General features: G+C 57.6%; 15 protein-coding genes. 2 read left to right on the forward strand and 13 right to left on the reverse strand.

Annotated features, from left to right (window positions below; translation table 11 throughout):
• Window positions 1–14: 14 nt before the first annotated feature.
• The 8 genes from LN244_RS13725 to LN244_RS13760 all read right to left on the reverse strand — a co-directional run bounded on the left by LN244_RS13725 (window position 15) and on the right by LN244_RS13760 (window position 6,278).
• A complete protein-coding gene (locus LN244_RS13725) occupies window positions 15–1,964 on the reverse strand; it encodes a heme lyase CcmF/NrfE family subunit (protein WP_239042424.1) in 1,950 nt (649 codons plus the stop codon).
• Window positions 1,964–2,425: a cytochrome c maturation protein CcmE gene (gene ccmE, locus LN244_RS13730; RefSeq protein ID WP_239040343.1), complete on the reverse strand. Its 462-nt coding sequence runs from the start codon at window positions 2,423–2,425 to the stop codon at window positions 1,964–1,966. The genes LN244_RS13725 and ccmE overlap by 1 nt, the downstream gene beginning before the upstream one ends.
• Window positions 2,422–2,601, reverse strand: coding sequence for a heme exporter protein CcmD (ccmD, locus tag LN244_RS13735; RefSeq protein ID WP_239040344.1), 180 nt, complete (start codon window positions 2,599–2,601; stop codon window positions 2,422–2,424). Before ccmD ends, ccmE begins: the two co-directional genes overlap by 4 nt.
• A gap of 7 nt (window positions 2,602–2,608) precedes the next feature.
• Window positions 2,609–3,364, reverse strand: a complete 756-nt coding sequence (locus tag LN244_RS13740) for a heme ABC transporter permease (RefSeq protein ID WP_275424690.1) — start codon at window positions 3,362–3,364, stop codon at window positions 2,609–2,611.
• Between the two features lie 13 nt (window positions 3,365–3,377).
• On the reverse strand, window positions 3,378–4,034 hold the full coding sequence (gene ccmB, locus LN244_RS13745) for a heme exporter protein CcmB (protein ID WP_239040345.1): 657 nt from the start codon (window positions 4,032–4,034) through the stop codon (window positions 3,378–3,380).
• A gap of 53 nt (window positions 4,035–4,087) precedes the next feature.
• Complete coding sequence (gene ccmA, locus LN244_RS16470) at window positions 4,088–5,512, reverse strand: cytochrome c biogenesis heme-transporting ATPase CcmA (RefSeq protein WP_338037878.1); 1,425 nt, start codon at window positions 5,510–5,512, stop codon at window positions 4,088–4,090.
• 12 nt (window positions 5,513–5,524) lie between these two features.
• The gene (locus LN244_RS13755; RefSeq protein ID WP_239040346.1) at window positions 5,525–5,812 is read right to left on the reverse strand and encodes a hypothetical protein; all 288 of its coding nucleotides are present in this window, start codon (window positions 5,810–5,812) and stop codon (window positions 5,525–5,527) included.
• A 319-nt stretch (window positions 5,813–6,131) separates the two neighbouring features.
• Window positions 6,132–6,278, reverse strand: a complete 147-nt coding sequence (locus tag LN244_RS13760; protein ID WP_239040347.1) for a hypothetical protein — start codon at window positions 6,276–6,278, stop codon at window positions 6,132–6,134.
• Here LN244_RS13760 and fliK point away from each other — a divergent pair.
• Window positions 6,273–7,130: a flagellar hook-length control protein FliK gene (fliK, locus tag LN244_RS13765; RefSeq protein WP_239040348.1), complete on the forward strand. Its 858-nt coding sequence runs from the start codon at window positions 6,273–6,275 to the stop codon at window positions 7,128–7,130. The genes LN244_RS13760 and fliK overlap by 6 nt on opposite strands.
• On the forward strand, window positions 7,127–7,417 hold the full coding sequence (locus LN244_RS13770) for an EscU/YscU/HrcU family type III secretion system export apparatus switch protein (RefSeq protein WP_239040349.1): 291 nt from the start codon (window positions 7,127–7,129) through the stop codon (window positions 7,415–7,417). The genes fliK and LN244_RS13770 overlap by 4 nt, the downstream gene beginning before the upstream one ends.
• On the opposite strand, the gene LN244_RS13775 is transcribed toward LN244_RS13770, so the two are convergent.
• The 5 genes from LN244_RS13775 to LN244_RS13795 all read right to left on the reverse strand — a co-directional run bounded on the left by LN244_RS13775 (window position 7,411) and on the right by LN244_RS13795 (window position 12,955).
• Window positions 7,411–7,830, reverse strand: a complete 420-nt coding sequence (locus tag LN244_RS13775) for a DUF2802 domain-containing protein (protein ID WP_239040350.1) — start codon at window positions 7,828–7,830, stop codon at window positions 7,411–7,413. The two genes, LN244_RS13770 and LN244_RS13775, sit on opposite strands and share 7 nt — an antisense overlap.
• Window positions 7,831–7,906: 76 nt before the next feature.
• Window positions 7,907–8,794, reverse strand: a complete 888-nt coding sequence (locus LN244_RS13780; protein ID WP_239040351.1) for a chemotaxis protein CheW — start codon at window positions 8,792–8,794, stop codon at window positions 7,907–7,909.
• Between the two features lie 3 nt (window positions 8,795–8,797).
• Window positions 8,798–9,574 (reverse strand): ParA family protein, encoded by a 777-nt coding sequence (locus LN244_RS13785; protein WP_239040352.1) that lies wholly within the window; start codon window positions 9,572–9,574, stop codon window positions 8,798–8,800.
• Between the two features lie 36 nt (window positions 9,575–9,610).
• A complete protein-coding gene (locus tag LN244_RS13790) occupies window positions 9,611–10,822 on the reverse strand; it encodes a protein-glutamate methylesterase/protein-glutamine glutaminase (protein WP_239040353.1) in 1,212 nt (403 codons plus the stop codon).
• A gap of 27 nt (window positions 10,823–10,849) precedes the next feature.
• Complete coding sequence (locus LN244_RS13795; RefSeq protein WP_239040354.1) at window positions 10,850–12,955, reverse strand: chemotaxis protein CheA; 2,106 nt, start codon at window positions 12,953–12,955, stop codon at window positions 10,850–10,852.
• Window positions 12,956–12,960 lie beyond the last annotated feature (5 nt).

Here is a 12,960-nt window from a genome sequence, read left to right on the forward strand (position 1 = left end):
AGAACCTCTCTGTATCAGGCTTCAGCCGAACGCATACGTTTGCGATAACGTGGATCCGAAGCAGCCAGCAAGCCACCGGCAGTCATCAACAGCCCCCCCAGCCAGAGCCAACGTACATAGGGCTTATACTGTACACGCACAGCCCAGGCACCATTTTCCAGCGGTTCGCCCAGTGCCACATACAAGTCACGGGTAAAACCGGGATCGATCGCCGCTTCGGTCATGACATTGCCACGTGCCGTATACAGACGTTTTTCGGGACGCATGAGGGCATAAGGCTCGTCTTCGTACAACACCCTGATCTGGCCCTGATCCGAGGTGTAGTTGGGACCTTCCACATGCTTGTTACCCTCGTAAACAAAGGTGTAATTGCGGAAGGTGACTGAATCTCCCGGCTGCATACGCAGATCACGCTGTTCACTGTAGATGGACACCAGCGCCACACCGACGACCAGAACCGCGACCCCAAGATGCGCCAGCACCATGCCATAGTAGCTGCGACTTTGCTTCAGCAGACCGGCCAGCTTCTCGCTGCGGTGACGCAGACGGTTGTAGAGATCACGCAACCCTGCCAGCACAACCCACCAGGCCAGCACGATGCCCAGCGTGACCCAGTGTTCCAGCTCACCGGCATAGAGCCAGGTTGCACCAATCCCCAAAACGATCGCCGCAATGCCCGGCAGCCAGAGCTGCTGCACCAGCATGCTCAGCGGTGTCTGCTTCCAGCGGCTGATGACACCAGCTCCCATGAAGACCAGCATGATCGACATCAGCGGAATAAACAGAGCATTAAAATAGGGCGGGCCCACGGATAGCTTGCCCATGCCCAAGGCATCCACGATCAGCGGATAGATAGTGCCCAACAGTACCATTGCACAGGACACCACCAGCAGCACGTTGTTGACCAGCAAAAGGCTTTCGCGCGAAAGCAGACCAAAACTGGATTCGCTGCGCATCTGACCGGCACGCAGCGCGTAGAGCAGCAAAGAGCCACCGATTACGACCGCCAGCATGATCAGAATAAACAGGCCACGATCCGGGTCAGATGCGAAGGCATGCACCGAGGTCAATACGCCTGAGCGCACCAGGAAAGTTCCGAGGAGGCTGAGCGAGAAGGCAAAGATGGCCAAAAGGACTGTCCAGCTTTTGAATACGCCGCGCTTCTCGGTGACGGCCAGGCTGTGTACCAGTGCCGTACCCACCAGCCAGGGCATCAGAGAGGCGTTTTCCACCGGGTCCCAGAACCACCAGCCCCCCCAGCCCAGCTCGTAGTAGGCCCACCAGCTGCCCAGAGCGATACCCAGCGTCAGGAATGCCCAGGCTACAGAAGTCCAGGGACGAGACCAGCGCGCCCAGGCCGCATCCAGGCGACCGCTGAGCAGTGCTGCGATGGCAAAGGCAAAGGCAACGGCAAAGCCGACATACCCCATATAGAGCATCGGCGGGTGCACGATCAGGCCGAAGTCCTGCAGCAGGGGGTTGAGGTCAGCACCTTCCTGCGGATACCCCGGCAGGTAACGTTCAAACGGGCTGGAAGTAAACAGGATGAACAGATAGAAACCGATGGAGATCCATCCCATCACCGCCAGAACTCGGGCGATGATGTCCTGAGGCAGGTTGCGGCTTTTCACCGCCACAGCCAGCGTCCAACCGGCCAGAATCAGCGCCCACAACAGCAGAGAACCCTCATGTCCGCCCCACACCGCACTCAGGCGGTAATACCAGGGCAGTGCCGTATTGGAGTTGCTGGCGACGTAGACTACGGAGAAATCGTTATCAATGAATGACCAGGAAAGACACAGGAAACTGAACAGAGTAAACAGGAACATCCCCTTGCTCAGTGGTCGAGCATAGGACATCCACAAGGTGTTACCGCGTGTGGCACCAGCCAGTGGAACCGTAGCCAACAGGACCGCAAGACAAAGTGCCAGAATAAGGGCGTATTCACCCAGCTCCGGAATGATCATTTATTGAACTCCTGGCCTTCTGGCATCGGCATTTTTCCGGCCTTTTCCAAAGCTTCGGCCACTTCTGGCGGCATATAGTTTTCATCATGCTTGGCGAGTACTTCAACGGCCTGTAAAACGCCCTGCTCATTCAGTGAGCCCTGAGCCACAATGCCCTGACCTTCGCGGAACAGGTCCGGCAGAATACCGGTGTACTCAACAGTGACCGTCTTGTCATAGTCCGTGATATCAAAGCGCACAAACAGGGATTCCGAGTCACGTTTGACGCTGCCATCCACGACCATGCCACCGGCACGGATACGGGTATTAACCGGTGCTTCACCAGCCGCTATCTGGGTCGGTGAATAGAACAGGTTGATGTTCTGATTAAGCGCAAACAATGTCAGGCCAACGGCCGCACTAACGCCGAAGACTATGAACAGCACGACCAGTAGCCGCTGTTTCCGTTTCGGTGTCATCGTACCCCCTCCTCACGACGCAAACGACGCTTCTGCTCCTTCAGCAGGTGATCACGAGCCAGTTTCGGCACAATCAGGTTGGCAACCAGAATTACCACACCCAGACCATAACTGAGCCAGACATAGAGGCCATGGCCACCCATGGACAGAAATTCGGAGAAGCTATCGAAACTCACCTCGACCTCACTGCTTGTTCAGAAGTTCGCGTACCCAGCCAGTACGGCGTTCACGCCAGATAATTTCATTCCGCAACCGTTGCATCAGGCTGACGGCAAAGAAGCAATAGAAGCCGATTACCATCACCAGCAGCGGAAGCCACATTTCAGCCGGCATGGCCGGTTTTTCAGTCAGTTTGAAGGTGGCTGGCTGATGCAGGGTGTTCCACCACTCCACCGAATATTTGATGATCGGGATATTCACCAGCCCCACCAGCGCCAGCACCGCCGATGCCTGAGCAGCAGTGGACTCGTTTTCTATCGCGGAGTTCAATGCCATGACACCGAGATACAGGAAAAACAGAATCAACATCGATGTCAGACGGGCGTCCCACACCCACCAGGAGCCCCAGGTTGGCTTGCCCCAGATGGCACCGGTAGCCAATGCCAGCACGGCCATGGAGGCTCCAATCGGGGCCGCCGACTTGAGCACCATGTCGGCCACTTTCATTTTCCAGATCAAGCCGACAGCACCGGCAACCGCCATCAACATATAGGCCGACTGGGCCAGAATGGCGGAGGGCACATGAAGATAAATGATGCGAAAGCTGTTGCCCTGCTGATAATCAGCCGGGGCAAAGAGCAGTGCCCAGACAGCGCCACCGATCAGCAACACAACTGCAGCGGCGAAAAACCAGGGCAAAAGCTTGCCGGTAATTTCGTAGCACCAGCGCGGCGAGGCAAGTTGGTAAAACCAGCGCGGCATCCATTTTTTCTCGGCCATAATGTCTCTTCTTTTAACTACTGATCGAAATTCGCAGTGCCGCACTGATTGCCAACGGCGCCAGTCCCAGTGCCAGAGCCAACAAGGCTCCCAGCAACGCCAGATAGCCACCCAGCGGCAATCCGGTTACTGCCGCTTGCACGGCACTGGATCCAAAGATCAACACCGGAATGTACAACGGCAACACCAGCAGGGAGATCAATACTCCCCCCTTCTTCAGCCCCACGGTCAGGGCCGCACCGATGGCACCCACCAGGCTCAACGTTGGCGTTCCCAGCAACAGGCTCAGCATCAGGCCCGGCATCCCCTCAGAAGGCAGAAACAGCATCAGGCCAAGCAATGGCGCCATGATAGTCAGTGCCAGGCCCGTCATCATCCAGTGGGCGACTACTTTTGCCAGCACCACTATAAACAGCGGCTGAGGGCTCAGCAGCAGCTGCTCCAGTGACCCGTCTTCATAGTCGGAGCGAAACAGCGCATCCATGGACAGCAGCGTTGCCAGCAAGGCTGCCACCCAAACGACACCCGGGGCGATCTGGGCCAGAAAACCGGGCTCAGGACTTACCCCCAGCGGGAACAGAGTCGCCACCATCAAAAAGAAAATCAGCGGGTTAACCAGGTCGCTCTTGCGTCGGAATGAAAGCAAAAACTCACGTCGGCAGGTCGCCATGAAAAGACCTGCCACCCCGGGTGCAGCTGATTGTCGGGAATTAGTGTCCATTCTCATGCTGAAGTTCCCGCCAACTGATCCAAATTGATCTTGCGAACAGGGCCGCGAATACCCAGCTCATGATGCGTGGTCAGAATCACACTGCCTCCCCGCTGGGCATGCTGCAGCAATAGCTGCTCCTTGGCCGCAACGCCTCGCTTGTCAATCGCAGTGAAAGGTTCATCGAGAATCCAGAGTGGGGCCTGACTCAAATACAGTCGCGCCAGACTGACACGCCGGTTTTGACCCGCTGAAAGCGAATGGCAGGGAACATCCTCAAAACCCTTCAAACCCACTTGTTCCAGCGCATCAGCAATACCAGAGGCATCAATCGCGGGACTCAGGGCAGCGTACCAGCGCAGGTTTTCTTCGGGGGTCAGAACGGATTTGACGCCGGCATGGTGACCGAAATAAAGCATTTCGCGGCAAAATTGCTCTCGAATCTCGGCAACGGGTTCACCTCGCCAGAAAATTTCACCTTCAAAGTTTCGCGACAGACCGCTGAGAATACGTAACAAGGTCGTTTTCCCGCTGCCGTTCTGGCCTTCGATCTGTACAATTTCCCCAGCAGAAAGGGCAAAACTGAGCTGACTGAACAGCACCCGATCATCCCGTTCGCAAAATAGCTTCTGTACTGACAAGAGCTGTTCAGACACGCGTAGGCCCTTCAAAAAACATGCGGCTGGTCGATAATGAACTGAGGCGCCATTATATACAGATTGGCAGACCACCGTCAGGCTCAACTTTAAGCCAGCATGGAGTAAACGGGTGCTACCTACGACCACCACCTCAAGCAGCAGCATCACCAGCAGCACGACCAAAACGGCTGCCATAGACCAGCTGTTGCCGACGGGTGGGCGAGAAGTTTCAGCCGTTGTGCGACAAGTATCTTCGGGTGACGCCGGCAGCCAGGTGCTCAAGGTACAAGTGGAGATCAACAACCGGCTGCTTGAGTTGATCACCCGCGCCCCTCTGAATACAGGGGACAGGGTAACACTCAGCAGAAGCCCCGGTGGCGAGCTGCAATTGACGCTGCCGTCTCCGCAAACACCCAACGCAGCCGTCATACAGGCACGCCCTTCTCTGTTGCTGCAGGCACCGGCGACCTTGGCTGCACAGCTGCAACAAGCACTGCCGTTGAATGTCACCTTGCCGGCACGCGTGGTCAGTTCAACACCAACACAACCGGGCACCGCAGAGCCCACATCTGCCAGAGCCGCAACACAATCACAAACCTCAGCGTCAACACCCGCGGCGACATCCACAACTTCAACTGCGACGACCACGCCTAAAGCACCTGCACCTGCTGCAGCATCGTCCTCACCGCCTCGGCCACCCACAACTCCGCCACAAGCACCTCCGACACCAGCCGCCAGGAATCCGGCAACAACCTCTTCGCCAGTATCTTCGACATTATCCGGCAGCAGCACCACAGCCACAGCGGGGGCCTCTCAGGGCTCAGCAATGCCTTCTGTCCAGAGCAGCCAGGCCGGGCAAACATCGCCTGTCCCACCACCGTCTTCTGCCAGTCGCTCCGCTTCGGCGACAGGCTCGGCTGCGGGAAACGTTCCGGCGGCAGGAGGAAGCCCAAACGCCAGCCCATCCAATGGCGCGGCCACATCCACTACACCGGCCAGAGTCTTCAGCGCACAGTTGCAACAAGTCAGCCAACTGGGTGAAGCACTGGCAGCCGGGGCGAGCAACAAAGGCACCACCGTTACTTCGACTGTTTCGAGCAACAATTCTCCATCTGCAAACACCACAAGCTCACAGACAACCGGTACGCCTGCACAGTCCGCACCCGCTGGTCAGCGCACTGCCAGCCCTTCAGTCCCGCTACCTCCTACCAGCCCAGAGGTTCGTGCTTCTTCAACACCGGCCGCACCCACCTCTGCAGCTGATCCCAAACCGCAGAACCCGAACAGCCCTCAGGAAACTCGGGGCCAACCCGCCCGATCCGATACGGTCAACTCAGGCACCAGTTCTCGTGAGTCGGCCAACACACCGCCTGCAGCGGCCCGCGTCAGCCTGGCGGGTAGCGCTTTGCTGCAGACCTTGTCACAGCATCAACCCCGCCAGCCGGTCATGCACCTTGTTCAGCTCAGGATCGAAAGCCAGCAAGTGCAGCTGATCAGCCCAAGACCGCTTCAGGCAGGCCAGCAAGTGACACTGACACGGGTCAACGAGCAGCAGGTCCAGATGCAAGCAGCACCTCCTCCCGAATCACCCGGCAAGAGTCCCGCTGCCCAAAGCGCTCTGCAGCAGGCGCTTCGGCAAGCGCTGCCGCAGCAGATTCCGCTCGGCGATGCACTCAACCAACTGGTTCAGTTGAGCCAAACACCCGCTGTAAGAGGCCAGGGAGCCATCGGTCAGCTGGTGCAATCCATGCTCAGCCTGTTCAGTGTTACCCCCGGCAGCCCCGACGCTGACCAAGCCATTCAGCGTAACCTGCAACAGGGCGGTCTGCTGACCGAATCCCAGCTGGCTCGAAGCGGCAACAGTGACAAGCCCCCGCTGAACCTCAAGCAGCAGCTGGGACAACTGCTGAAAGCAGCCGAGCAGCTACCACCTGAACCACGTCAACAGATGCAACGATTGGTAGAAGCCCTTCAGGCACGCAGTACCAGCCAGCAGGTCAGCAGCCTGCAGGCCTGGAAGGAGCTGCCGGATGGTGGGCAAGAACGTGTTTTCAGGCTGGATATACCGATTCGCCTGGAGGAACGCCATGATAACGCCGAGCTGACAATCACCGAGCAACGGCGCCCTGACCCTGATGGTGAGTATCAGTCATTCTGGAATGTAGCGTTGAGTTTCGACTTGCATCAACAGGGTAGTGTCGATGTGCGCCTCAGCCTTCACGAAGGCTGGCGGCTGCAACTGCAGTTCTGGGCGGAGGCGCTCCCGACCCTGCGCCGGATAGAGCAACAGCTGGATCCTTTTACCCAGACGCTACACGACAAGGGCTTCATTGTTGATCATATCCAGGCACGCCAGGGTAAACCTCAACAACCCAAGCTGAATGACATCCAACGCCGCCTGGTGGACGTGCATACATGAACAAGCCTGTGGATAAAGAGCGCAGTGCCGTTGCACTGAAGTACGACCCCGACAATCCGGGTGCCCCGCGCGTAGTGGCCAAGGGGCGCGGCTTGATAGCAGAACAGATTCTGGCGCTGGCTGAGGAACATGACATCCACATTCACCAGAGTCCGGAGCTGATCGAAGTACTGATTCGGCTGGAGCTGGGAGAGGAAATTCCGGAGGCGCTCTATCGCGCCATTGCCGAGGTCATCGCGTTTGCCTACGGACTCAGGGACAGTGGCGATACAGCTGGCAATCAGTGACGTTGTTGACGATCCGGCAACAGCTCGTTGCTGTGGAGTTCACGGTGCAACAGCGCCATGAGTTCAGCCTCGGGGCGTCCAATACCGCAGTTACGCACCAAGTCATCCACTGACGCTCCCATCTCCATCAGTTTGGCCGCCTGGTTATAGGCCAGGGCGCCCGGATCACGATTCTCCAGCTCTTGCTGCTTCTCTACCGTGATATTGAGTTTGCGTTCGATCGCCATCAAACGCTTGCCCATGCCGATGGATCCATTGGTCATCGAACGAATCTCATTGCGCAACACGTTGATCAACGCCTGATGCTGCCGCTCCTGGCGCTTGAGACGCACCAATACATAAAGGCAGATCCCGACCGCCACACAGGCGATCAGGGTCAGCAACAGCATGAAGAACAGAGAATACTCAGCCACACCCGAATCCTGATCCGATTAAACCAGTTTAGGAAAAAGTGCAGTGTAACTGATCACGCCCTTGGCTTCATCGACTTCATACACAGGCGGCCTCGAAGTCGAGCAGCATGTGCTCAATATCAAGAATGGCACAACGCTCCGGCATATAGGTCCCCATCAACCAGGCGCGGTGGTTCGGGTCCCGGTTCCAGTTGATTGCTGCGGTCGGAATACGCACTGACTGCACCAGTTCATCACAGGCCAGCGCCCAGCGGCGTCCTTTCAGGATGACAATTTCCGAATAACGCGAGTACTCGGGCTTGTAGCGTTCAGGAATCAACCATCGTGCCGTATCGACGATCCGGGTCCAAGCGGGCTCCTGACCAAAGCGTCCGATCATCCACTCAGGCCCATCCAGGCTCATGGAAATATCGGCCAGGTGCAGGGAGCCTTCAACAAAGTCGAAGGGTATGGCCAGCTTGAGACCATGCATGTCTACGAGAATACAGTTGACCTCAGCTCCCAGCTTGGCTGCTGCAGGAGGTAGGGGCAAGGCCTCAGGCGCTTCTGCTGCGACCGGCTGGGGAGCCGGCGCTGGTGCAGGCTCAGGCTCAGGCTCAGGCTCAGGCTCAGGCTCAGGCTCAGGCTCAGGCTCAGGCTCAGGCTCAGGCTCAGGCTCAGGCTCAGGCTCAGGCTCAGGCTCAGGCTCAGGCTCAGGCTCAGGCTCAGGCTCAGGCTCAGGCTCAGGCTCAGGCTCAGGCTCAGGCTCAGGCTCAGGCTCAGGCTCAGGCTCAACAGCCATTGTGTTGGTCGTTACCGCCTCCGTCGAGCCCGCGATAACCGAATTTTCTTCCGGTGCCTCTTGCACGTCAGCCGCCGATTGGACGTCATCAGTAACCTGGCCGGTTTCATCCTCGTCCAACAGCGGAGAGTCGTTCAACAAAGCTTCGAGATATTCGTAGACAACTTGCTTTTGATCCGCCATCGGTCACTCCTGTTCTCGTGGTTCCAGCAGACTACGCAGCAGACGGGCATAGGCGTGCACCCCTCTGCTACCCGCATCGAGTGACGAGGGCACCAGCCCCTTGAGGCTGGCATTTCTGAACTTGGTATCGACGGGCACGACCGCATTGGAAAGGTGCTCCGGGTAATGCGCATGAAGCTCCCTGAGACTATTCACTGAAGCCTGTGTACGGCGGTCATAAAAGGTCGGTACGATCGTAAACGGTAACTTGTTCTTGCGTGCGCGATTAATCATCTGGATGGTTCGTACCATGCGCTCCAGACCTTTCAACGCCAGGAATTCGGTTTGCACCGGGACCAGCAGGTGACTACAGGCCGCCAATGCATTGACCATCAGAACGCCCAGAACAGGAGGACTATCGATCAACACATAGTCGTATTCAGCCTGCAAATGGCGTAGCGCCTTGGCAACCTGTAATCCCATGCCTTCCTGTGCTACTGCCTTACGCTCAAGCGTTGCCAGCGCCGTTGATGCCGGAATCAGTTTGATGCTGTCATGACTGGTATCGAGAATCAGCTCACGTACCTGTTCGGCATCAACACGCGTTTGACTGAACAGGTCATAGACACTGCGCTCCAGTTCATCGGGGTCATAACGGAAATAACTGGTCATTGAGCCATGAGGGTCGAGGTCAACCAGCAACACTCGATAACCGACTTCCGCCAATAGTCCGGCCAGAGAGATCGCCGTGGTGGTTTTGCCCACGCCCCCTTTCTGGTTAGCAACTGCCCATACCTGCATCTGTTTATGATCCTGTTATGTCTGCAAGGCTACGACTTAACGCGATCCGCGCTGCGCCAACAGTGGTCCAATGTCGTCAAGCTCAAGGATGGCATCGGCCAGTCCTGCATTGACCACCGCCTGAGGCATGCCGTAGATAGTGCAACTTTCACGATTCTGCGCCCACATGGCTGAACCCGCCTGCTTCAGCAGCCGCGCACCGTCACAGCCATCAGAGCCCATGCCGGTCAGGATGACGCCCAACACTTTGTTACCAAAGGTTTTTGCCGCCGAGGCATAGGTCACATCGACACTGGGTTTATACGTCATGCGCTCGTCGCCGACAAGGATCCGTACCCTGTCCTTCTGTCGTGGGTCCAGCATCATCTGGAGCCCACCGGGCGCCAGCAATGCCTGACCAGGAACCAGGCGGTCGCCATCTTCAGCTTCTTTTACGCGAATCTGACACTGCTGATTGAGTCGTTCAGCAAAGACCTGAGTGAAGGTCTTGGGCATATGCTGCACCAACAGAACGGGGTAAGGATAATTCGCAGGCAGTTGCGTCAGGACCTTTTGCAGAGCGGCAGGCCCCCCCGTTGATGCACCGATGACCACCAGCTTACAGTCCGGAAACTTGACCCTTGAGGCAAGTGTGGTTGCACTGTCACCAGACGCAGAGGGCTGAGCCGGTGCAGATGGCGAACGCCGCATATCTGCGCTCGACATAGTGGTTGACGACCGAGTTGCTGGTGCAGGTGATGTACGGGAGGGGCGCACTGGGGGCGTTTCATCGGGACGGAATACCATCGTCGTCCCTTTCTGCTCGCGTCCCGGGTAGGAGCGCTCAAATGCACTGCTCTGGCGGAAACGCCGAGTACGGCCCAGCGCGACCAGTCGGTCGATCAGCTGGGAGCGAACGCCGCTGTTCTTGTCCATCCAGGCGCGAATGTCCTTCGGCAGATAATCAGCGGCTCCGGCTTCCAGAGCCTGCAGGGTAACCCGCGCGCCTTCGTGGGTGAGCGAGGAGAGCATCAGCACATTGGTTGGTGCTTCCCGCATGATTATGCGCACTGCTTCAATGCCGTTCATCTGCGGCATTTCCACATCCATGGTCACCACATCAGGCTTCAGCCGCTTGACCTGCTCGACTGCCTCCTTGCCATTCACAGCCGTACCAACCACCTGAAGCCTGGGATCATCCCGCAGCATCTCTTCGATGCGATGACGGAAGAACCCCGAGTCATCGACAATCAGCACTTTAACCGGCATAAAGATCCCTCATATACGCCTGCCGCTTCAGGTCGATGCGTAATATTTCAACAAGTTAGGTATATCGATAATCAGAGCGATACGGCCATCGCCGGTAATCGTCGCGCCGGACAAGCCCGGAGTACCGTGCAGGATGCTGCCCAAGGGTTTGATCACCACTTCTTCCTGTCCTACCAACTGGTCGACAACGAAGCCAACGCGGGTCGTACCGACGCTGACGATCACCACGTGGCCCTGATCGGGAAGTTCTGCTCCCGCCTGACCCTGTACCAGCCAGCGCTTGAGGTGGAACAGCGGCAGCGCCTGATCTCGGACAATGATCACCTGCTGGCCATCAACGATATTGGTTTTGGTCAGGTCCAGGTTAAAGATTTCATTGACGTTCACCAATGGCAGCGCAAAGGCCTGGCCTTCCAGCATCACCATCAATGTAGGCATGATTGCCAGTGTCAGCGGAACCTGGATGGCGATCCGGGTACCCTGACCAAGAATGGAATCGATGCTGAGTGTGCCGTTCAGCTGGGTGATCTTGGTTTTCACCACATCCATGCCAACACCGCGGCCCGACACATCTGACACCTCGGTCTTGGTCGAGAAGCCAGCCTGGAAAATCAGGTTGAAACATTCCTGATCGGTCAGGCGACGAGCGGCTTCAGCATCCATCATGCCGCGCTTGACCGCCAGATTACGCAGGATTTCGGGGTCCATACCGGCACCGTCATCCTGAATAATCAGCAGGATGTGGTCGCCTTCCTGCTCAGCCGACAGCAGCACGTGGCCTTCACGCGGCTTGCCGATGGCGGCACGCTTATCCGGTGCTTCTATACCGTGGTCGACGGCATTACGCACCAAGTGAATCAGCGGGTCAGCCAGGGCTTCGACCAGGTTCTTGTCGAGATCGGTTTCCTCTCCGCGCAGCTCCAGGCGAACCTCTTTTTTCAGGTTGCGCGAGAGATCGCGAATCAGGCGCGGGAAGCGGCCAAAGACCTTTTTCACCGGCTGCATGCGAGTCTTCATGACCGAGGTCTGCAAGTCAGCGGTGACCATATCCAGGGTCCCCAGTGCCTTGGCCATCTCCTCGTCTTCGCGAGTTCCACCCAGGCGCACCAGACGGTTACGCACGAGCACCAGCTCACCGACCATGTTCATGATCTTGTCCAGCAGACGCGTATCCACACGTACGTTGCTTTCGGCGGCAGGCTTGTTGGCAGAGGGCTTGGCCTTGGTTTCCTTTATTTCAACAGGCTCTTCGACCATGGGTGGAGCCGCGACCACCGCAGGCGCACTCATGCGCGGCTCTGCTTTAACGGCGGCAACGGCAGGTTTGGGCGCCTCAGCGGGCGGATGCTGAAGATGAGCGAAGGCCCCCTGTCCGGACGACTGAAGATCATCCAGCAGTGCCTCGAATTCATCATCGCTGATCAAATCATCACCGCTGGTTGACACTTCAACGTTCGCGGGACCGTCTGCATCAGCAACACTCGGCCCCTTGCCCGGACCGTGCAGTTCATCGAGCAGGGCTTCGAACTCGTCTTCAGTAATCAAGTCATCTCCACTACCCGCATCTGCGCCCGATGAGGCAGGCACTTCGGAGTGGCTACCGGCCAAATCGCCCAACAATGACTCGAAGTCATCCATCGGCGTATTGGGATTTGGAGCAAGAGGCTCAGCCGCGGGTTGCGGAGCAACGGGGGCGGGCCTGGCAGGCGCAGGAGCCGGCGCACTTGCCACCGGAGCCGGCGCGCCGCCCTCGGCGAAGGTCACCAGCGCTTGCAGCAAGTTTGCTGAAGCATGCTCAGGTTCCTGTCCGGCACGAACGGATTCAAACATGGCATTGATGGCATCCAATGCCTGCAGTACCACATCCATCAACTCTGAACTGACGCTCAGCTCACCGTTGCGCAGCAGGTCAAAGAGGTTTTCTGCCTTGTGGCAGCACTCCACCATCGCATCCAGTTGCAGGAAGCCAGCGCCCCCCTTAACGGTATGGAACCCGCGGAAGATTGCATTCAGCAGATCCCGGTCGTCGGGACGCTGCTCCAGATCCACGAGCTGCTCGGAGAGCTGCTCCAGAATCTCTCCGGCTTCTACGAGAAAATCTTCCAGAATTTCCTGATCGACATCCAAACTCATCGCGA

Source organism: Marinobacterium sediminicola (genome assembly GCF_022343685.1).
In the GTDB taxonomy this organism is placed as follows: domain Bacteria; phylum Pseudomonadota; class Gammaproteobacteria; order Pseudomonadales; family Balneatricaceae; genus Marinobacterium; species Marinobacterium sediminicola.

Bases quoted from the DNA above. Each gene is read 5' to 3' on its own strand.
- ccmE (WP_239040343.1), bottom strand. From the start codon at position 2,425: ATGACACCGAAACGGAAACAGCGGCTACTGGTCGTGCTGTTCATAGTC.
- LN244_RS13770 (WP_239040349.1), top strand. From the start codon at position 7,127: ATGAACAAGCCTGTGGATAAAGAGCGCAGTGCCGTTGCACTGAAGTAC.
- ccmB (WP_239040345.1), bottom strand. From the start codon at position 4,034: ATGGCGACCTGCCGACGTGAGTTTTTGCTTTCATTCCGACGCAAGAGC.
- fliK (WP_239040348.1), top strand. From the start codon at position 6,273: ATGCAAGCAGCACCTCCTCCCGAATCACCCGGCAAGAGTCCCGCTGCC.
- LN244_RS13740 (WP_275424690.1), bottom strand. From the start codon at position 3,364: ATGGCCGAGAAAAAATGGATGCCGCGCTGGTTTTACCAACTTGCCTCG.
- LN244_RS13785 (WP_239040352.1), bottom strand. From the start codon at position 9,574: ATGCAGGTATGGGCAGTTGCTAACCAGAAAGGGGGCGTGGGCAAAACC.
- LN244_RS13795 (WP_239040354.1), bottom strand. From the start codon at position 12,955: ATGAGTTTGGATGTCGATCAGGAAATTCTGGAAGATTTTCTCGTAGAA.
- LN244_RS13780 (WP_239040351.1), bottom strand. From the start codon at position 8,794: ATGGCGGATCAAAAGCAAGTTGTCTACGAATATCTCGAAGCTTTGTTG.
- LN244_RS13790 (WP_239040353.1), bottom strand. From the start codon at position 10,822: ATGCCGGTTAAAGTGCTGATTGTCGATGACTCGGGGTTCTTCCGTCAT.